Source organism: Croceitalea sp. MTPC5, from assembly GCF_036985505.1.
Lineage (GTDB): Bacteria > Bacteroidota > Bacteroidia > Flavobacteriales > Flavobacteriaceae > Croceitalea.
In genome coordinates this window covers 273,231-294,368 of sequence record NZ_BTGQ01000005.1, presented here as the reverse complement: position 1 = coordinate 294,368, position 21,138 = coordinate 273,231, and the positions used below count along the sequence as shown (strand labels likewise).

At 41.4% G+C, this 21,138-nt stretch carries 15 protein-coding genes and 1 tRNA gene; 9 read left to right on the top strand and 7 right to left on the bottom strand.

What is annotated here, in order from left to right:
- Positions 1-163: 163 nt before the first annotated feature.
- Together AACM45_RS16510 and mce are read right to left on the bottom strand one after the other, a co-directional pair.
- A tRNA-Ile gene (locus tag AACM45_RS16510) sits at positions 164-237 on the bottom strand.
- Positions 238-288: 51 nt separating this feature from the next.
- Positions 289-696, bottom strand: a complete 408-nt coding sequence (mce, locus tag AACM45_RS16505; RefSeq protein ID WP_339144109.1) for a methylmalonyl-CoA epimerase — start codon at positions 694-696, stop codon at positions 289-291.
- Positions 697-783: 87 nt separating this feature from the next.
- On the opposite strand from mce, the gene rbfA reads away from it, so the two are divergent.
- Both rbfA and AACM45_RS16495 read left to right on the top strand, forming a co-directional pair.
- On the top strand, positions 784-1,176 hold the full coding sequence (gene rbfA / locus AACM45_RS16500; RefSeq protein WP_339144107.1) for a 30S ribosome-binding factor RbfA: 393 nt from the start codon (positions 784-786) through the stop codon (positions 1,174-1,176).
- A gap of 3 nt (positions 1,177-1,179) precedes the next feature.
- A complete protein-coding gene (locus AACM45_RS16495) occupies positions 1,180-2,394 on the top strand; it encodes an ABC transporter permease (protein ID WP_339144106.1) in 1,215 nt (404 codons plus the stop codon).
- Here the strand turns inward: AACM45_RS16495 and dusB are convergent.
- Both dusB and AACM45_RS16485 read right to left on the bottom strand, forming a co-directional pair.
- Positions 2,391-3,383: a tRNA dihydrouridine synthase DusB gene (gene dusB / locus AACM45_RS16490; RefSeq protein WP_339144105.1), complete on the bottom strand. Its 993-nt coding sequence runs from the start codon at positions 3,381-3,383 to the stop codon at positions 2,391-2,393. The two genes, AACM45_RS16495 and dusB, sit on opposite strands and share 4 nt — an antisense overlap.
- A gap of 134 nt (positions 3,384-3,517) precedes the next feature.
- Complete coding sequence (locus AACM45_RS16485) at positions 3,518-4,738, bottom strand: M28 family peptidase (protein WP_339144197.1); 1,221 nt, start codon at positions 4,736-4,738, stop codon at positions 3,518-3,520.
- A 35-nt stretch (positions 4,739-4,773) separates the two neighbouring features.
- Here AACM45_RS16485 and AACM45_RS16480 point away from each other — a divergent pair, with 35 nt between their 5' ends.
- A complete protein-coding gene (locus AACM45_RS16480; protein WP_339144103.1) occupies positions 4,774-5,883 on the top strand; it encodes a TolB family protein in 1,110 nt (369 codons plus the stop codon).
- Here AACM45_RS16480 and AACM45_RS16475 read toward each other — a convergent pair.
- Positions 5,880-8,300 carry an outer membrane beta-barrel family protein gene (locus AACM45_RS16475; RefSeq protein ID WP_339144102.1) on the bottom strand — a complete coding sequence of 807 codons (2,421 nt, stop codon included), beginning with the start codon at positions 8,298-8,300 and terminating at the stop codon, positions 5,880-5,882. The genes AACM45_RS16480 and AACM45_RS16475 overlap by 4 nt on opposite strands.
- Positions 8,301-8,401: 101 nt before the next feature.
- Between AACM45_RS16475 and lepA the strand changes: the two genes are divergently transcribed.
- Entirely contained in the window at positions 8,402-10,198 is a 1,797-nt protein-coding gene (gene lepA / locus AACM45_RS16470; protein WP_339144100.1) for a translation elongation factor 4, read from the top strand.
- Positions 10,199-10,203: 5 nt separating this feature from the next.
- On the opposite strand, the gene AACM45_RS16465 is transcribed toward lepA, so the two are convergent.
- Together AACM45_RS16465 and AACM45_RS16460 are read right to left on the bottom strand one after the other, a co-directional pair.
- On the bottom strand, positions 10,204-12,036 hold the full coding sequence (locus AACM45_RS16465) for a cation:proton antiporter (protein WP_339144099.1): 1,833 nt from the start codon (positions 12,034-12,036) through the stop codon (positions 10,204-10,206).
- A gap of 40 nt (positions 12,037-12,076) precedes the next feature.
- Complete coding sequence (locus AACM45_RS16460; RefSeq protein ID WP_339144098.1) at positions 12,077-14,281, bottom strand: amino acid permease; 2,205 nt, start codon at positions 14,279-14,281, stop codon at positions 12,077-12,079.
- A 208-nt stretch (positions 14,282-14,489) separates the two neighbouring features.
- On the opposite strand from AACM45_RS16460, the gene AACM45_RS16455 reads away from it, so the two are divergent.
- From AACM45_RS16455 to AACM45_RS16435, 5 genes are all read left to right on the top strand, one after another.
- Complete coding sequence (locus tag AACM45_RS16455; protein ID WP_339144097.1) at positions 14,490-15,353, top strand: MBL fold metallo-hydrolase; 864 nt, start codon at positions 14,490-14,492, stop codon at positions 15,351-15,353.
- A gap of 27 nt (positions 15,354-15,380) precedes the next feature.
- Complete coding sequence (locus AACM45_RS16450; RefSeq protein WP_339144096.1) at positions 15,381-17,030, top strand: S8 family peptidase; 1,650 nt, start codon at positions 15,381-15,383, stop codon at positions 17,028-17,030.
- Positions 17,030-18,883 (top strand): M1 family metallopeptidase, encoded by a 1,854-nt coding sequence (locus AACM45_RS16445; protein WP_339144095.1) that lies wholly within the window; start codon positions 17,030-17,032, stop codon positions 18,881-18,883. The genes AACM45_RS16450 and AACM45_RS16445 overlap by 1 nt, the downstream gene beginning before the upstream one ends.
- 70 nt (positions 18,884-18,953) lie before the next feature.
- The gene (gene rnpA, locus AACM45_RS16440; protein ID WP_339144094.1) at positions 18,954-19,340 is read left to right on the top strand and encodes a ribonuclease P protein component; all 387 of its coding nucleotides are present in this window, start codon (positions 18,954-18,956) and stop codon (positions 19,338-19,340) included.
- The gene (locus AACM45_RS16435) at positions 19,324-20,949 is read left to right on the top strand and encodes a S41 family peptidase (protein ID WP_339144196.1); all 1,626 of its coding nucleotides are present in this window, start codon (positions 19,324-19,326) and stop codon (positions 20,947-20,949) included. The genes rnpA and AACM45_RS16435 overlap by 17 nt, the downstream gene beginning before the upstream one ends.
- Positions 20,950-21,138: the final 189 nt, after the last annotated feature.

The following is a 21,138-nucleotide window of genomic DNA, read 5'->3' as shown; positions in this document are numbered from 1 at the left end:
TTGTTAACCTAGTTTGGGTGGCATTTTTACGAATAAAAAAGTATTCACTGAATCACTCACCAGAACGGTTGATTTCATATGGTTTTATATAGAATCCCTAAAAATGAAAAAGCCTGAAAACAGTTCATTTTCAGGCTTTTAGGGAATTTTTGAATTTTCCCAGTGGTCCCACCTGGGCTCGAACCAGGGACCAACTGATTATGAGTCAGCTACTCTAACCAACTGAGCTATAGGACCTAATTTCTAGGGGTGCAAAATTATACTTTATTTCTTTATATCCCAAAGATTTTATCCATTAGAAATCTCTTGACAGAGTTCGACCAGAACACCATTTGTGGTTTTTGGGTGCAAAAATGCTACGAGCTTATTGTCCGCTCCTTTCTTGGGCTCTTCATTGAGTATCACAAATCCCTCTTTTTTCAAACGCGCCAACTCTGACCGAATATCCTCAACAGCAAAGGCTATATGGTGTACCCCTTCGCCTTTCTTTGCAATATACTTTGCAATCGGGCTGTCTTCTTTGGTGGCCTCCAATAGCTCTATTTTATTTGGTCCAGACTTGAAGAAGGAAGTGCGAACCCCCTCAGAGGCAACTTCTTCCATTTTATAGCTCGCAACGCCCAGTAATTTTTCAAAAAGTAAATTGGAGGTTTTTAAATCTTTTACCGCAATACCAATATGTTCTATTTTATCCATCTTTAAATTGTTAGGGATAAATGCAAAATAAACGTTCTAAAATTAGTAAAACATGAGGTTGGTCATTAAATCCGTTATTTTTGTACCATGGAAACACAGCGTCAGAAAAAAATAGCGGGAATCATTCAAAAAGATATGGCCGAGGTATTGCAACGTGCAGCAACCGATGGTGGGCTTCGGGGAACCTTAATTTCCGTATCTAAGGTATATGTTACCACGGATCTTTCCATTGCAAAAGTTTATGTCAGTATTTTTCCGAATGATAAAGCCAAAGAGCTGTTGGAAGGTATGAAATCAAACGAACCCTTGATAAAGCACGAATTGGCGCAACGGACCAAAGATCAATTGCGCCGTGTGCCCCATTTGAATTTTTATCTAGATGATTCTTTAGACTATATGGATGGTATTGAAAAATCATTAAAAGGAGATGAAAACCCCATAGAAAATCGTGATTTACTGGCCAAACGAAAAAAATCCTAGTTTTTGAACTTTCCATTATACATCGCAAAACGATACTTACGCTCTAAGAGCACTCAAAATGCGGTGAACATCATTAATTTCATTACCTTTTTGGTCATCGTCATAGGCTCAGCGGCATTATTTATAGTACTTTCTGCTTTTGCAGGTTTAAAGACCTTCAGCCTTCAATTCACCAATACTTTTGACCCAGATCTAAAAGCAATTGCAACTACGGGCAAGTTTTTTTCCATTTCTGAAAAAGAGGCCCAAGATTTAGCCTCAATACCGGGTGTGGTAAATTATGCGAAAGAGTTGGAAGAACGTGTGTATTTAAGTTACAAAAACAAAAACCATATTGCCTATATCAAAGGAATAGACCATAATTACAGGGCCGTTACCGGTTTAGATAGTACCCTCTATTATGGCAATTGGGGCGTTACGGAATATAACGTGGTCGCGGGCAGGAGCATCGTAAACCTTCTCAATCTTGCCGTCAACAATTATCAAGAGCCGCTTCAGGTTATCACGTTAAAACCCGGTAAAGGATCCTTAACCGGTGATGCCTTGAAATCGCGTTCGTTCTTAAATCAATTGTCGGTATTCGTTAGTGGCGTGTACGCGATCGAAGACAATCTTGACAAAAAATATCTTTTTGCACAGCTACCATTGGTTCAAAATTTCTTGGAAAAGGATAGTACCCAAGTATCTGGGTTAAATTTTAAGTTGAAGGAAGGTTCTGATGCAGAACAAGTTCGGAGTAAAATCAAGACCATTCTCGGTGATAAGACGTTGGTATTGACTAGAAGGGAATTGAACAGAACCTTGTACCGCATGTTGAATACTGAAAATCTGGCTACTTATCTTATTTTTACCCTTGTACTCATAATTGCCCTTTTTAACGTGGTTGGTGCCATTATCATGATGATATTGGACAAACGGCAGAGTTCTAAAACCTTGTTCGCACTAGGCGCCACCCTAAAAGAACTGAGAACGATTTACTTTCTACAAGGTGTTTTGGTCACTTCACTTGGAGGAATAATCGGTGTTTTTATAAGTTCTCTTTTTATCGGTTCACAAGTTTGGTTAGAATGGTTTAACGTACCCGGCACTACGTTGCCCTATCCTGTGGAATATAATTTCATGAACGTGCTTATTGTTTTGGCAACAATTAGTATTCTTGGGGTGCTATCCTCTAAAATCGCCAGCAGCCGCATTTCAAAAACCTTAGTGTCTGGTTAAGCAAACTGAAAGTCCGCAAATTTCTCCATGACCTCATCAAAAACGGCAAATACGTCGGCAGAATCATCACTGGTGACCATTTTCATTCGATATTCCTTAAAATGGGGTATTCCCTTAAAATAATTGGTATAGTGACGTCTTGTCTCAAAAACACCTAGTTTTTCCCCTTTCCAGGCTATTGACATTTGCAAATGCCTTCGAGCTGCTTGAACACGTTCCGTCATCGTTGGTGGTGCAGCATGCGTTCCTGTTTTAAAAAAGTGTTTTACTTCTTTAAAAAACCATGGGTAACCAATACTGGCACGCCCAATCATGGCCCCGTCAAGGCCATATTCATCTCGCATTCGCATTGCTGACTCGGGGGAGTCAACATCACCATTTCCAAAGACCGGAATGTGCATTCTTTGGTTATTTTTTACCTCAGCTATTGGTTTCCAATTGGCACTTCCCTTATACATTTGGGCCCGTGTTCTCCCGTGAATGGCTATGGCTTTACAGCCCACATCTTGAAGTCTTTCGGCCACTTCAACGATTTTAATCGAGCTATCGTCCCAACCTAATCGTGTCTTTACGGTAACGGGTAGTTTCGTATGATTGACCATCGCTTTGGTAAGCGAGACCATTAAATCAATATCCTTCAAAATTCCTGCTCCGGCTCCTTTTGAGACTACTTTCTTTACAGGGCATCCGAAGTTAATGTCTATGATATCCGGGCTGGATTTTTCAACAATCTCAACGGATTGCAACATCGAATCAAGGTTGGCGCCAAAAATTTGTATGCCTACTGGACGCTCTTTTTCATAAATATCCAACTTCATGACGCTTTTGGCAGCATCACGAATCAACCCTTCTGAAGAGATGAACTCCGTATAGACGACATCAGCACCTTGCTCTTTGCACAAAGCACGAAAAGGTGGGTCGCTGACATCTTCCATTGGGGCCAATAGCAATGGAAATTCCGGGAGTTCTATGTTTCCTATTTTTGGCAATTGATGTACTGATTTTTAAAGGATTGCAAAATTACGAAATATCTTTTATCTCTGATTGTGTTAAGTAAAGGCGTATTTCGATGTCGACAAGTTCCGGCGCCTGCCAGACCAACTTTGTCATATTAATGGCGGCTTTAAAACACGACTTTTGCCTCCACCTCTTTTCCTTTGCGATCTACTACCACTTTAGCGGTATCGCCTTCTTCAAATACTGAAAGTGCACGCATATAACTCATCATATCGATTACGGTGCTGTCGCCCAATTGAACTACGACATCCCCTTTTTGCAGTCCAGCAACAGCAGCTGGACGGCTTTCGGTAACCCCATCAATACGCATACCCTTGCCATCAAAAAGGTAATCGGGCATAACACCAAGGCCAACCTTAAACCGAGGCACTTCCTCGCTTTCGTTCTTAGTGGTTCTGAAAGTCAATTTAGCATCGTCTTTTAATTCAGAAATGATTGCAAAAATATAGTTGGTTATCATCTCCATCCCTTCATAATTCAACTTGTCATAGTCGTCAGAGGGTTTGTGATAATCTTCGTGTTGGCCAGTAAAGAAGTGTAATGCCGGAATGTTCTGAAGATAGAAAGATGTGTGGTCACTAGGGCCAACGCCCGACTCACTCAGCACTAGTTTAAAGCCTGGATTGTTGGCGTTAAGCACTTGGTTCCATATAGGGGACGTGCCCGTACCGCTAATAGAGAGTGTTTTATCTTCACGTAGGCGGCCTACCATATCCATATTAATCATATAATCAACCGTTGTCAAATCAATCGTGGGGTTCTTACAAAAGAAGTTGCTACCCAACAATCCCATTTCCTCCCCAGAAAAAGCCATAAACAAATAATTATTTTCCGGTATGGAATCTTTAAGTTTTTCAGCTAGTTTGAGCATAACAGCAACCCCACTTGCATTGTCATCCGCTCCATTGTGAATCGCTTCGCCTGCATATAACGAACCTTCACCACCCATACCCAAATGATCATAGTGTGCACCAATGACTATTGTTGTTTCGGCCTTATTATCTACATAGCCGATAACATTGGTGCCTGTAATCGAGCCATCACTAGTAGTAAATTCCGCTTCAGAATGCGGGTCGGTTCTGGGTTTAAAAGTAAAGGTCTGAAAATAGGTGCCCATATTTCCTTTTGGGAGTAGGCCAAGGTTTTCCATGCGTTGCTTAAGATATTCAGCAGCCATGATTTCTTGAGGGGTGCCCGTTTCACGACCCGCTAAACTATCACTGGCCAAAAAGGCAATGTCTTCTTGTAGGGTGACTTTTTTTGGGGCTTCTTTTTTACAAGAAACCAATCCTATAAAAATTACCATCAAAACCATTAATTTCCGCATCATACCTTTTATTTTTACGTAAAAATACATATCAAATGAGAATTCTTTTTGTTTTCATTTTTCTATTTCTTTTGAGTAGTTGTAAAACAGAGTCGAAAAAACAAGAGGTCGAAAAAAAGGAAGACACCACTTCACTAATGGCTGGCAGTGATACCCTTATCTATCCTGAAGAAAAGCATTTTAAAAGTATTCGACAAATTACCTTTGGAGGTGACAATGCAGAGGCTTACTGGAGTTGGGATGATCAACAGATGATTTTTCAATCGAATAATGAGGCTTGGGGCATGAAGTGTGATCAAATGTTCTTGATGAACATTGAACAAGATTTTGAGGATAAAAAACTACCAATGATAAGCACGGGGTTTGGTCGCACTACTTGTGCCTACTTTCTGCCCGATAACAAGCACTATGTGTACGGCTCAACACATTTAGCCGATAAAGAATGCCCTGAGGTTCCTTTACGAAAAAATGGCAACTATGTATGGCCTGTGTACGATTCGTTCGACATTTTCGTAGCGGATCTTAAGGGAAATATAACTGGCCAGTTGACCCATGAACCCGGATATGATGCCGAGGCCACTGTATCGCCTAAGGGGGATAAAATCGTATTTACTTCGGATCGAAGCGGTGATCTAGAATTATATACCATGAATCTAGATGGCTCAGATGTACAACAAATAACCGATGAACTCGGGTATGATGGTGGGGCTTTTTTCTCGCCTGATGGCACTAAGTTAATTTTTAGGGCTTCCCGGCCAAAAACTCCGGAAGCAATCAAAAAATATAAAGATCTGTTGGCAGAAGGTTTGGTAGAACCTACTGAAATGGAGCTTTTTATCTGTAATGCCGATGGGTCTGATCTAAGACAGCTCACCTTTTTGGGGAATGCCAACTGGAGTCCATTTTTTCACCCGTCTGGAGAAAAAATCCTATTCTCCAGTAACTTTGAGGCAGAAAAAGGGTTCCCCTTTAATTTATACTTTATTGATATTGATGGTAAAAACTTGGAGCGCGTAACCCACGGAAAAACTTTTGATGCTTTCCCTGTCTTTTCAAACGATGGAAAATATCTGGCGTTTTCAAGTAACCGCAACAATGGGGGCACCAGGGACACGAACCTTTTTATTGCAGAATGGCAAGACTAATCCTTGGGTTGTAATCGGTCACGTTCGGTTTTATCTATGGTCCTTTGGTTTTCTTGTAGCCTAAAGTTTCCGAAGTTATAGGTAAAACCAAAACGTACAAATTGGGTCTCTGGCACGATTCTAAAACTATTGTCTTGGTTTAGGTATCTTGAAGTGTAGGTGCCGTTGGCCTCCCCCAAAAGGTCTTCGGCACTAATCGATACCACCGCCCTATTGTTCCATAATGATTTTCGAAGGCCAAATGTCAGATTGGTAATCGGTGATTGTACGAATGATCCGAACAAATATTTAGATAGATGGCTAAATGTAAGCTCCCCAGTTAAGCTGCCGTCGTTTGAGAGTGTCAAATAATTAGCGAGATATACATAAAATCCTTCAATGGAATTAGTGACCTCTTGGTTGCCGCTTTGAACAGCTACAAAGGTTTCATCTTCATAAAAAACCGAGGTGTAGGCATACAAAAACCATGGGTTCAGAATACTTTTGCTAACGGTAAAATCCAAACCGTATGAGGTACTTCCCAACACGTTTTGTGGTAATCGGATTAAGGTCAAAGCTTCATTGTCTTGAAACAACAATGGGCTGATATAATTGCCGTTGTCTCGATAATAAAAATCAAAAAAATACTCACTGTTTAACGTGTAATTGATGTTGAAGTTATTCGAAAAGTTGGGTTGCAAGGTCGGGTTGCCTTCGGTAAAATCATTCTCATTGGAAAACACTCGAAATGGATTGAGATCGTTATATTTTGGTCTTTCAACTTTGCGCCCATAATCAAAAGCGAAACTATGTTTCTCATTGGGGGAATACAAGATATATACACTTGGAAAAGGTTCGAAGAACTCTTGTATATTGGTTTGTCCCAATGTTAAAGAAGTGCCCAAGGCGTCGGTGTACTCGCCTCTGACCCCTAATTTCATAGACCATTTTTCCCAATTCTTGACATAACTGACATAAGCGGCGTAAACTCTTTCATCATATTCAAAATCATCTGCCAAAGCCTCACTTACACTTTCGTCAGATCCTTGAAAGTTTGAAAAATCAATACTACTCCCTGAGGTCACAGATGAGATTTTTGCCCCTGTTTCAAAAGAGGCATCACCCAAAGGTGTGGCAAAATCAAGTTGACCGGTAATGACATCTATGTTTTGGAAAGCGTCGGTCTGAAAACCAAAATCCCTAATAAAGTTCCCTGTCTCATTAAAATATGTCGAGAGAATGTTCTGTCTTGTGGTCTCGTCATATTTGGTATAATGCCCATTTAAGGAAAGTTTTGCCCCTGGTTTCTTTAGTTTATGCACGTATGATAAATCGAAGGCGAGGTTGTTGTTATCCCTTAAACCTGTATTATCTGTAATAAACGTAGAGTCTAACTCGTTTTGGGCATTTCTTATTTCCGTAGCGACGAGCTGGTTCCAATCTTGGTTCTGATTGAATAATAAATTCGTAGTCAGGTTAATTTCATTTTGGTCATCAAAGTCATAATTCAAAGTAGTATTGATATTGTGGGCATCTGAATTACGCACCAATTGATCATCGGTATCCCAACGTGAAAAGATAGTGTTGGTACCATCAATAAAGTTCACCTCTTTATCAGTCTGAAAATCACGTTTCTTAGGATTGTACGTGTAATTGGCAAACACATTTAATTTTTCCGTTTTATAGTACTGGCTTGTTCCAAAAGAATATTTGGGGAAAACTGCCTGGGTATAGGTGGCGTTGACACTTCCTTTATAGCCCGGAACGATATTTTTACTGGTTATGATGTTTAAAATAGGGCCGGACTCCGCATCATAACGCGCCGGTGGATTGGGCATCACCTCCACTGATTTAATATTGACGCCTGATAGGCCTTCCAGCAGATCCCGCACCTCTTGCCCTGTCAATTGTACTTTGCGGTCATTTAAGTAAACACTAGCGTTCTGACCCCTGATTTGAAGCTCTTCTTGGTTGACGATGACTCCTGGCGTACCTTTCAAAATGTCCCAAGAACTCCCTTGTGATACGACCGTATTCTCGACCTGAAAAACCAGCCGGTCGGCCAATCGTTGTACGGTTGGTTTTTTTGCAGTGACCACGACCTCGTCCAAACTTTCTGCCTTGTTGGGTATTATCAATGCACCAAGCTTTACGCTTTTCTTAATGTCGAGGGCCAAGGGTTTAGATCCCCGCCCAATATAACTGGCCTGTACTAAATACAAATTCGGTTCAACATCCTCTAATTTGAAAAATCCGTTATCATCGGCAGAAGTGCCCTTTACAAAGGTCGAGTCTATTGAGCTAAGCAATAAAATATTCGCAAATGGTATCACCTCATTATCGCTGTTGATAACCTTACCAGATATCTCAAAGCTTTGGGCAGATACCCCTAAAAGGGAGAAAAAGGCCACAAAAATAGCAAGTAGTGCGTTCTTCATGGGGGTGTTTGGGTTCTAGGTCAAATCTAAGAAAATAATTTAGACCGCTTCTTTTGCATTTCTTGAGGCACCATGGCAAAAGAACTATATTTGCAGTCTCTATGAAAAAGATTCGGAATTTTTCCATTATCGCCCATATTGACCATGGTAAAAGCACCTTGGCAGACAGGCTTTTAGATTTTACGGGCTCTGTGACCGAGCGTGAAAAACAAGATCAATTACTTGATAGTATGGATTTGGAACGTGAGCGTGGTATTACCATCAAGAGCCACGCCATTCAAATGGAGTATGTTCATGAAGGGGAGACCTATGTACTTAACCTAATCGACACCCCGGGCCATGTTGATTTTTCATATGAGGTCTCACGATCAATCGCAGCTTGCGAAGGTGCACTATTAGTGGTAGATGCGGCACAAAGTATACAGGCACAGACCATTTCTAACCTTTACTTGGCTTTAGAAAATGATTTGGAAATCATTCCGGTGCTTAACAAAGTCGATCTGCCAAGTGCAAACCCAGAAGAGGTAACCGATGATATTGTAGATTTATTGGGATGTGATCCCGAAGAGGTTATACCTGCCAGCGCCAAAACGGGTATTGGCATCGAGGAAATCTTAACCGCGGTCATTGAAAGGATTCCGGCACCAGACGGAAATAAAGATGAGCCTTTACAGGCTTTGGTGTTTGATTCGGTATACAATCCATTTCGAGGGGTCGAGACCTATTTTAGGATTATCAATGGGGAAATCAAAAAAGGGCAAAAAATCAAGTTTGTTGCTACGAATAAAGACTATTCGGCAGATGAGATAGGCACCTTAAAGCTTACCCAGCATCCGAAACAAATCATCTCAACCGGTGATGTGGGCTATTTGATTACTGGTATAAAAGATGCTAGGGAAGTAAAAGTAGGGGATACCATTACCGATGCCCATAACCCCACACAAAATGCCATTGAAGGTTTCGAAGATGTCAAGCCGATGGTTTTCGCAGGGATTTACCCCGTAGATACCGAAGATTTTGAAGAACTGCGTTCTTCAATGGAAAAACTACAATTGAACGATGCTTCTTTGGTTTTTACCCCCGAAAGTAGTGCGGCCCTAGGTTTTGGTTTCCGATGTGGGTTTTTGGGGATGCTTCACATGGAAATCATTCAAGAGCGTTTAGAACGTGAATTTAACATGACGGTCATAACAACGGTACCCAACGTAAGTTACCACGCGTTCACGACAAAAAATCCTGATGAGATCGTCATTGTGAACAATCCCTCAGACTTGCCCGATCCATCTACCCTTGATCACGTTGAAGAGCCTTATATCAAGGCCACCATAATTACAAAATCAGATTTTGTAGGCAATGTAATGTCACTATGTATCGAAAAGCGGGGGCAAATTACCAACCAGACCTATTTGACCACACAACGCGTAGAACTGACATTTGATATGCCTTTGGCGGAAATTGTCTTTGATTTTTATGATCGTTTGAAAACCGTGTCAAAGGGCTACGCTTCTTTTGATTACGCCCCTATTGGTATGCGAACCTCTAAGTTGGTACGTGTTGATATTCTATTGAACGCACAACCTGTTGATGCACTTTCCGCTTTGGTACATTTTGACAACGCCCAGCATATCGGGAAGAAAATGTGCGAAAAACTGAAGGAGCTGATACCAAGGCAGCAATTCGATATTCCCATTCAAGCAGCGATCGGTGCCAAGATTATTTCTAGGGAGACCATCAAAGCTTTACGAAAAGATGTTACGGCAAAATGTTATGGTGGTGATATCTCTAGAAAAAGAAAATTATTGGAAAAACAGAAAAAGGGCAAAAAACGAATGCGCCAAGTGGGTAATGTGGAGATTCCGCAACAGGCCTTTATGGCCGTTTTAAAGTTGAACGATTAGTAGTATTACTCATCGTCTTCATCAAACATTTTACCAAGGTATACTAGTTTATACCCATCGCTGTTAGGATCAAAATCCTTACTATTGGCGGGCATAATCTCGATACTTCCATCTGGGGATTTTGTGAATATGGGAACGATATCACTATCTTTTTGAGTAATTTCAATAAGTTCATCGAAATGTTTTTTATCCTTTAGTTCCACTTCGTGGATTGCAGGATATTTACGGGCGGCATCCGTTAATTTGACGAAATCGTCGGTATGTGAAAAAAGACCTTCTTCGGGATTATTTTCCGGGTCGTTCATTTCGTCGGTATTCACGATTCTGAAGGCACCGTTCTCACCAAACTGTTTTTGAAATTTGTCGATGGCAAATTTATTGATATCTGAATTTCCTGTGAGTGCCATAAGGTATCCCATATCGTTCAGTTCAATATTATCGGTTAAAGAATCAGCGTATATATTGGCCGTCATTGCCTCAATGCCCAATTTTTTCGCCTTATCAATGTTCGTTTGATTATTGTCTATTAACACCACATGACGCTTGTTTTTCTTCAAATAATTGGCAATCAAACGTGAGACTTTTGAAGCTCCGATAATCAACACGCCTTCCGATTTGGTCAAGAAAACCCCGACCACCTTTGCGAATATACGTGCCGTGGTAGCGTTGAGCAGTACCGTGCCCAGAACAATCATAAATACGAGGGGCGTTATATATTCGGCGCCAGGTTCACCCTTGGCCAATAGTTTGGATCCGAAAAGCGAGGCAATACCCGCAGCTACAATACCCCGAGGGCCTACCCAGCCAATGAACATTCTTTCATTCAGCTTCAACCCCGACCCCTGTGTACTCAAGAAAACACCTAATGGCCTAATTAAAAACACCACAATGGCAAAGAGTGCCACGGTCTGCCAGTTATATAACAATTCTAAATCGCTGATGTCGATATTGGCGGCCAAAAGAATAAAAAGAATGGAGATGAGAAGAACGCTTAAAGACTCTTTGAAATACAGTAGCTCTTTTAGGTTGGGTAGGTTCATATTACCCAAGACCATTCCCATGACCACAACGGCCAAAAGCCCTGATTCGTGTGCAAAAACATCCGACTCTACAAACACCAATAACACGACGGAAAGGGAGACCACGTTCATCAGATAATGCGGAATCAGGTTTTTCTTGATTGCGAAAGCCAGTGCGTGCGCGAATGTAAAGCCAAAGGTGGTGCCAAACAGGAGGATCTTTCCGAATTCAATCAATGCCGTTTGGGTAAAGGCACTACCCTCCCCTACACTGATAAACTCAAAGACCAAAACGGCTACCAATGCCCCGATTGGGTCTATTAAAATACCTTCCCATTTCAATACCGTTGAGACATCCTTCTTCAAGGGGATGTTTCGCAAAATAGGGGTTATTACAGTTGGCCCAGTGACAATGATCAATGCCGAGAATAAAAAGGAAATCTGCCAAGAAAGTCCAAAAATATAGTGAGCGGCCACTCCGGCACCAAAAAACGTAACTACCGAACCTACGGTTATCAACTTCGTGATTACCGGCCCTACGTTTTTGATTTCGGCACGTTTCAAGGTCAACCCGCCTTCAAAAAGGATGATACTTATGGCAAGTGAGACGAAATAATAGAGTCCTTCCCCAGGAAAAAGTCCTTTCGTACCATTCCAAATCGGTTCAATAAGTTTTGTTCCATCCTCGGTGTATAATGTAGCGATTGGGCCTACTAAAAGCCCAATCAAAATCAACGGTAAGATAGCAGGCAACTTTAACCGCCAGGCCACCCATTGTGCTATAATTCCTAAAATGATTATTCCCGCTAGTTCAAGCATCAATTTGAGTTTTCGTAAAAATAGTAATTAAAATGGTCGGCTAATGGTCTTTCATGGTCAATCGTAGCACAGAACAAGCCGATCTTTCGGTAAATTTATCCTTACCCGTACCAAACAAAACGCTGATCCAATTGTCTTTTTGTGGTGTACCGAGAATAAGCAGGTCAAAACTTGCCGAGGCCTTTGAGATCGCGGCAATCGGGTCATCATCTTTTTGAATGATCACCATGCTCGATGTATTCACCCCTAGTAAGCGTTTTTTTGAATTTGATTCCATTTCATTGATTGTTTCCCATTCGGTATTATTGGGTACAACATGTAATAACGTCAATGAGGCGTTATAGAATCTACATATTCTATCGGCTACATTAATAAAATTTTGGTCACTCCTGCCGGGCCGTAGTGCCAATAGTACCTTGCCAATATAGCGAACCCCGTCATCTTTGAACAATGCGAAATTTGAGTTGATGTGGGTCAATAACCATCCAATCGGGTTGCTTACCAAGATTCCATTATGCGCCCTGCCGTTCCAACCCATTACCAACCAATCACAATGGGTTTGATTGCTAAGTTCATGAATCGTATCGGATATCTCGTGGGTCACCGCAGCTTCAAAATCCACATCGATATGCTGTGACATTGCCAAACGGGCAACCCTTCGCTCTAAAGATGCAATCCTAGGGTTTTCTTCGACCATGGCATCTAAAAACGTTTGGTTTGGTACTTCAGTAACGTTGACCACTTGAATTTTTTCCTTCTTATTGATCGCTGCACCGATTTCGACCAACATTTCAGGCGATCTTTCATTGCCTAAAAGGGGTACGACCACACCGGCATCCGATGCCAGTTTTCCATCTAAGTTTTGCATCATTTTAGGTTGGTTGCTACGATACACGATTTTTTTATCCCTTTTTCTTTTATATAAGAGATACAGTGCCGGGCGGTGCCCGTACTTTCTTAATATCCCTGTTCGTGTAGCGTTCTTGCCAAAGAAGAAATAAATGACAACACCAAGAACAAAGATGCCGACAATGGCCAACATCGGGCCTGAACCTAAAAGGATGAGCAATGCGATACCACTCAAAATTCCGAACAATTGAACAAAAGGGTAAAGCGGTGAACGATATGGGGGTTTGTACCATTGTGCTGATGTTTCCCTCAGAACGATTACGCATACGTTTACCAATATGAACATCATTACCATAAACGCACTGGCGAGTTTTGCAATTTTCTCTACCTCTAAAAAGAGGATGACCATTGCCATTAAAAAACAAGTCATTACGATGGTTACCACTGGAGTCAAATACTTACTGTGGATAGTGCCCATAAACTCTGGCAGCAACTTATCTATGGCCATTGCAAACGGGAACCTTGAAGCTGCAAGAACCCCGGAATTTGCCATGGATATGAGGGTTATTACCCCAATAAGGGCGGCGATATACCCAACATAGCTTCCCCCTAATATTCTGGCAATGGTATAAATTGGTTTGATGTCGGTCTGCAGTGCTGAAAGGGGAATATTGCCTACCAAAACAAAGGCAACGGAAACATAGATTATGGTCATAATGAATAAGGACAAGATCATCGCCCTAGGCAGATTTTTACCCGGATTTTTGATTTCTCCTGCAATTGCGGCCACTTTGGTTACCCCGGCATATGAAATATAAACGAAGGCAACCGTTGAAAACAATCCCATATTGCCATCGGTCAGAAAGGGTTCTAACAGGTCTGATGAGGTTTTCGGAAGACCGAAAAGCAAAATAAGGGCTAGGGTCACCAAGCTTAGGCTAACAATGAAAATCTGAACTTTACCGACCTTCTTCACGCCCATGATATTCAAAAACAAAATCAGCGATAAGAACAGAACGGCGACATATTTCGTTAAACCAGCATCAATACTTACCAAAATGGAAAGGTAGGCCCCAAAGCCGACCAAAGCAAAAGCACTTTTGAAAAGCAACGAAAGCCATAGCCCAAAGCCTGCGATGGTACCAAATAAAGGTCCAAAGGCACGTTCGATATACACATAGGTTCCCCCTGAAGATGGCATTGCCGTTGCCAGTTCGGACTTTGATAATGCAGCCGGCAAAATGCAGATCGCGGCCAAAAGATAAGCTACCCAAACAGAAGAGCCCGTTTTTGCCGCAGCCAGACCGGGCAACACAAAAATACCGCTTCCCAACATACCGCCAATACTTATGGCAATCACTGAGGTTAATGATAAACTACGCTCTAATTTTTTCAAGTTGGTTTGATCTGAATGCTAAAAATAGGTTTTTTGAACCAATATCCTACACGGCTTCCATTCTACCCATTGATTATGATTTTATAACCCGTTCCCCACATATTGCATGGGTAGATTAGCCGATTTCTGTTAAAAAACGACTAATAATCCAGTGCTTTTGAAGCAATTACAATACGCTTTTCTTATTTTGTGCGTCATTTTGTTTTAGATGACCCTTTACCCCGTAGAAACAGGAAACTTTAAGTTGGATGGTGGCGCCATGTTTGGTGTTGTTCCAAAAACGATTTGGTCAAAGACAAATCCTGCCGATAGTAATAATCTAATTGATATTGGGGCAAGAAGCCTTCTTATTGAAGATGGAAGTCGTCTCATTCTTATCGATACCGGTCTTGGCAACAAACAATCTGAAAAATTCTTTGGCTACTATCACCAATGGGGTGATGCCACCCTAGACGGTTCTTTGAAAAAACTGGGGTTTCATCGTGATGACATTACCGATGTGTTTATGACACACCTGCACTTTGACCATTGCGGAGGTAGCGTGCAGTGGAACAAAGACCGAACCGGTTATGAGCCTGCTTTTAAGAATGCATTGTTTTGGACGAATGAAGCCCATTGGAAATGGGCTACCGAACCTAATGCCAGGGAAAAAGCCTCTTTTTTAAAAGAGAACCTGTTGCCAATGCAAGAAAGCGGACAGCTTCGATTTATCGAAAGACAGGGGCAAAGCTTTCTAAAAAATTCAATTTTAGGGTTCGACATCCTTTTTGTCGATGGCCATACCGATAAACAAATGATTCCACATATCGATTACAAGGGCAAGACCTTAGTCTTTATGGCTGATTTACTGCCCACGGTAGGCCATATTCCCTTGGCATATGTCATCGGCTATGATACCAGACCTTTGATAACATTGGAAGAAAAAGCCTTGTTTCTAGACACAGCAGTAGCAAATGATTTTGTGCTCTTTTTAGAACATGATGCCCATAATGAGCTCTGTACCTTACAAAACACTGAAAAAGGGGTTAGATTCAACAAAACATACACCTTCAATGAAATCTTCAATACATAACTAAAATTACATTCTTAAATACGTTCTATGATACTCACCTATTCAAAGTCTTTTTTCAAATTATGCGCAAGCAGCGTTTTCTTAGTAGGTTGCGGAGCCACAACATTGGTCTCAACTCCAGTAGAAAACATAGATGCCATACCGCTCAAAATCGTTGAGCTTAGTGAAGAAGAAAAAAAGGCATGGGGTCATGCTGATTTAGTGACAGACACCATACCCGGAATGAGTGTTGACAAAGCTTACGATGAAATTCTAAAAAACAAACGTGGCGAAACGGTCGTCGTTGCGGTACTCGACTCTGGTATGGATTTGACCCATGAGGATCTCAATGGTGTCTTGTGGACCAACGATGATGAAAAGCCCGGTAATGGAAAAGATGACGACAATAATGGCTATGTTGATGATATCCATGGCTATAATTTTTTGGGGGAATCATATAACGAGCAGCTCGAGCTTGCCAGAATGCTTCGCTTAAATGTCGGTAGTGCCTCAGATAGGGCAAAAGCCCAATTACAGTTAGACAAAGACTACCCCGAGGCATTGCAAAATAAAAATCGATACGAACAGTACCTTCAAATAAGCACTGCTGCTGATAAAGCCGTTAAAAAAGAGCTAGGTAAAGACGCTTATACCAAAGAAGAGCTAATGGGCCTCAAACCCCAAAGCGAAGAAATGCAACAGTATGTTTCCATAATCAAACAATTGTATCAATTCGATGACAATATTGATGACATCATAGCAGGGTTCGAAGATGGGGTAAAACATTTTAGTGATCAACTGAACTACAACTTGAACAAGGATTTTAATGGTCGTGAAGTCGTAGGTGACAATCCCTATGATTTTAATAGTAGGGGATATGGTAATGGCAATCCTAAAAATCGTTTTGAAGACGAAAGCCACGGTACACATGTGGCTGGTATCATCGCCGCTGAACGCAACAATGGTATCGGCATCAATGGTGTGGCCAAAAACGTTGAATTGATGAGTGTACGTGCGGTACCTAATGGTGATGAGTATGATAAGGACATCGCTTTAGGAATACGATATGCGGTCGATAATGGGGCCAAAATCATCAATTGTAGTTTTGGTAAGTCTTTCTCCCCTAATGCCGAATGGGTGTATGAGGCCATAAAATATGCCGAGGCAAAAGACGTATTGATTGTTCATGCCGCCGGAAATGATGGTAATGATTTAGATGATAAAGAGAACACCAATTTTCCCAATGACCATGAGTACAGCGGTTCAGAGTTCGCTGAGAATGTAATTACGGTAGGGGCCCTGGCTCCATCATATGGTTCCAAAATGGTTGCCGGCTTTTCGAACTATGGCAATGCCAATGTTGATGTTTTCGCACCTGGTGACCAAATCTACTCTACAATGCCAAACAATTCATATGAGTTTCAGGGTGGCACCTCAATGGCAGCTCCCGCAGTAGCGGGCGTCGCTGCATTGGTTCGTTCTTATTACCCGAATCTATCCGCAGCGCAGGTAAAAAAAGTACTGATGCAGTCTGGGTTACAATCAAAGACAAACGTAATCTTGGCAGGTGATGCCTCAAACTCAAAACCGTTTACACAAGTATCGAAGTCAGGTAAAATGGTGAATGCCTTTAATGCATTACTTTTGGCCGAAAGCATTTCGAAAGGAAAAATGACCTTAGATCATAACGCAGAATAATGATAAAGCTAGTTAAGAAAATCGTTTTTGCCCTATTGTGTGGGCTTACAAGTCTAATCGCCCAAAACAACGCCGGTTATTGGCAACAGCACGTTGATTATACCATGGATGTTGCCATGGATGTCAAAACGTACCAGTATTCAGGCACACAAAAACTGGTCTACACCAATAACTCATCTGAAACCCTGAACAGGGTATACTACCATCTATATTACAATGCCTTTCAGCCAGGTAGCGAAATGGATGTTCGGTTGCAAACCATAAAAGATGGTGATAAACGTATGTTGGTAGATGGCAAAAGTAGAATCGCATCCCTTTCAGAAAGTGAAATGGGTTATTTGCATGCAACCGCATTGACCCAAGATGGAATGCCCGTAAAATTCAATGAGGAGGAAACCATTCTTGTGGTCGATTTGGCCAAACCGATTCCACCCGGCGGAAAAACAACCCTTAACATGGATTTCAAAGGACAAGTGCCATTACAAATTCGACGATCCGGACGTGACAGTAGTGAAGGTGTTGCCCTCTCAATGAGTCAATGGTACCCCAAAATGGCAGAATATGATTTTGAGGGATGGCACTCCAATCCATACATCGCCCGAGAATTTCATGGTGTTTGGGGCGACTTTGATGTGAAATTGACCCTTGACAAAGACTACACTGTCGGTGGAACTGGCTACTTGCAAAATCCGAATGAAATTGGTCATGGGTATGAAGCCCCTGGCACCAAGATCAAAACAAAGGGAAAAACATTGACTTGGCATTTCAAGGCGCCCAATGTGCATGACTTTATGTGGGCGGCGGACCCCGAATATGTTCATGATATTGTTGAAATGGAGAATGGTCCAGCTTTACATTTTTTCTACAAAAACAAGCCTGAGCTCGCTGAAAATTGGAAAAACCTTCAGCCAAAAACCAAAGCAGCAATGGAGTTCTTTAGCAAGAATATCGGCAAGTACCCTTATGAGCAATATTCCGTGGTTCAAGGGGGTGACGGCGGCATGGAGTACGCCATGAGCACTTTAATAACAGGCGACAGAAAATTTGGTAGCCTAGTAGGTGTTATGGTGCATGAAATGGCACACTCTTGGTTTCAACATATTCTAGCTACCAATGAGTCAAAACACTCTTGGATGGATGAGGGCTTCACCACTTTTATTAGCAGCTTATGTATGGACCAGATCATGGATCAAAATAAAGAGAATCCTTTTGAAGGTTCTTACAAAGGCTATTACGCCCTTGTCAATTCAGGTAAAGAGCAACCACAGACAACGCATGCAGATAGGTATGACCTTAATTTTGCCTATGGTATCGCTGCGTACAGTAAGGGATCCATATTCTTATCGCAACTTGGTTACGTCATAGGCCAAGACAAATTGATGGAAACAATACGAAAATATTATGACGATTTTAAATTCAAGCATCCCGTGCCGAATGATATCAAACGAACGGCTGAAAAGGTTTCCGGAATTGAGTTGGATTGGTATTTGACCGATTGGACGCAAACGACCAATACCATCGATTATGGCATTCAAAAAATAACCGAAAAAAACGGAAAGACAACCATAACCCTTGAACGTATTGGTCTTATGCCAATGCCCTTGGACATCTTAGTAGTTGATGCGAACGGAAATCAAGAAACCTATTACGTTCCCCTACGAATGATGCGAGGTGAAAAGGAAAACCCTTACCCGAACCTCAAAAGAACCGTTGTTGACGATTGGGCTTGGGCTTATCCGACCTATGACTTGGTCATTGACAAACCTCTTGATGAAATTACGGGCGTCTTGATCGATCCCTCTAAATTAATGGCAGACGTAGATCAAGGGAATAATGTCTACCAACAAAATTAAGCCAAGGGTTAAAACACATCAAAGAATTCACTGTATGTCACTATACGGTGCATTCTTTAACTGATATCAAATGGATTTTTCCCTGGCAAAGAAAGAACGCCTCAAAAGTAAAAAGCACATTGAAAAACTATTTGCTGAGGGAACGCACGTGTCGAATTTTCCTTTAAAATTGGTATACCTGAACACTCATTTTGCAGACAGGGCTTCTTTAAAAGCGATGGTGATAGCCCCCAAAAAAAACTTTAAAAGTGCTGTTAGTCGAAACCGCATCAAAAGGGTGCTCCGCGAGGCCTATCGCCTAAACAAACACGTTGTTTTTAACAACATTGAGGGACATTATGCGTTGGCTATTTTATATCTTGGTAAAGAAATGCCCGATTACGAAATGGCAAACCATAAAATGCAAGGGCTTTTAAAAAGATTCAATGAAGAAGTATCGAATGAGAAAACTAGCTAAAAAACGGCTGTTCATACCTGTTTTTGCCATGGTGTTCCTGTTGGTGGGCACCAGTTTTAAAAGTGATTTTTTTGAGATTGCCAAACAAATTGAAATTTTTACCACACTTTTCAAAGAACTCAACATGAACTATGTTGATGAGACCAATCCGGCTGAACTTATGGATTCGGCCATTAAAAACATGCTCAATGAATTAGATCCCTATACCCGGTTCTTGAACGAACAGGATGTAGAGGAATATAAGATCAAAAATGCCGGGGAATATTCCGGTATTGGAGCCCTTGTCCGTTCTTATGATGACCGCCTTTTGATTATTGAACCCTACAAAGGTTACCCGGCCGACAAAGCAGGCTTAAAGGCTGGCGATGAAATCATTCAAATTGGCGATATCAAGGTTTCCGATTTTGATGATAATGCCAGTGAACTTTTAAAAGGAGCCAATGAGACCAAGGTAGACATTACCTTTAAAAGGCAAGGGCAAACCAAGAACGCTACTATTAAAAGAGAAGGTGTTGAAGTAGACGCCGTACCTTATTACAGTATGGTCGATGACAAAACCGGCTATGTCGTACTCTCTAGGTTCAATAGAAAGGCATCTGCCCAAACTAAGGCAGCAATGCAGGATCTCAAGGGCCAAGGTGCCGAACGGCTAATCTTAGATCTTCGAGGTAATCCTGGAGGGTTGCTCTCAGAGGCCATAAATGTGACCAATCTTTTCGTGCCTAAGGGAGAGTTGATCGTCACTACCAAATCAAAGGTAAAAAAATTCAATCAAGAGTACAAAACCAAAAAACAACCTGAAGATTTAAATATTCCACTTGTGGTCTTGGTAAATGGAAGCAGTGCCTCAGCCAGCGAAATCGTATCGGGTGGTTTACAAGATTTAGATAGGGCGGTGGTCATGGGGGCGCGAAGTTTTGGGAAGGGTTTGGTGCAAAGACCCCTAAAACTGACCTATGGTACCCAGCTCAAAGTAACAATTTCAAGGTATTTTACCCCTTCTGGAAGGTGCATTCAATCTTTGGATTACTGGAACAGGGATGAAGAGGGAAATGCGGTTCGCAATAAAGACTTCAACAAGTTCAAGACTAGAAATGGTCGGATGGTTGAAGATGGTGGGGGTGTTATGCCAGATATCGAAATTGCCTCGGCAAAGTCCAATTCGCTCACGGATGCCTTGGTAAATGGTAACATCATATTCGATTTTGCAACGTACTTTTATTATAAGAACCAATTTGAAAGCACCGCTGAATTTTCGTTTACCAATACTGATTATAACGAATTTAAAAACTTTGTTTCCAGCAAAGATTTTACGTTTCAAACCGAGACCGAAAAACTTTTGGAAGAAGTATTGAACAAAGATGATAGCCTTTTAGGGGGCAATGTTCAAAATAAATACAAAGATTTACTACTGGCCGTTAATCAAGGTAAAATTGAAGCTTTGGATTCTTTCAAAGCTGAAATCTCAAAAAAATTGGAAGATGAGATTATTAAGCGCTACTTCTATCGTGATGGCCTGTATGACTATAATCTAAAACACGATGACGCTATTTTGTCAGCCGTAGCATTACTCGCTGATCAAAACAAGTATCAAGCCATTTTAAAATAATATCCAGCCACTTTTTTTACCTTTTTAGAATTCGAGTTGATACTGGTTTTCCAAAAGGGACTATAAAGAAGCATGCGAGGGCATTGTTATGCCATTTCTTTATTGGTTAACGTCAGAATTTAGAGTACTTTAAACCCTCGAAAAATGAGATAATATTAGTATTGTGGAGGTCAGGCAGTCGGAAGTTTA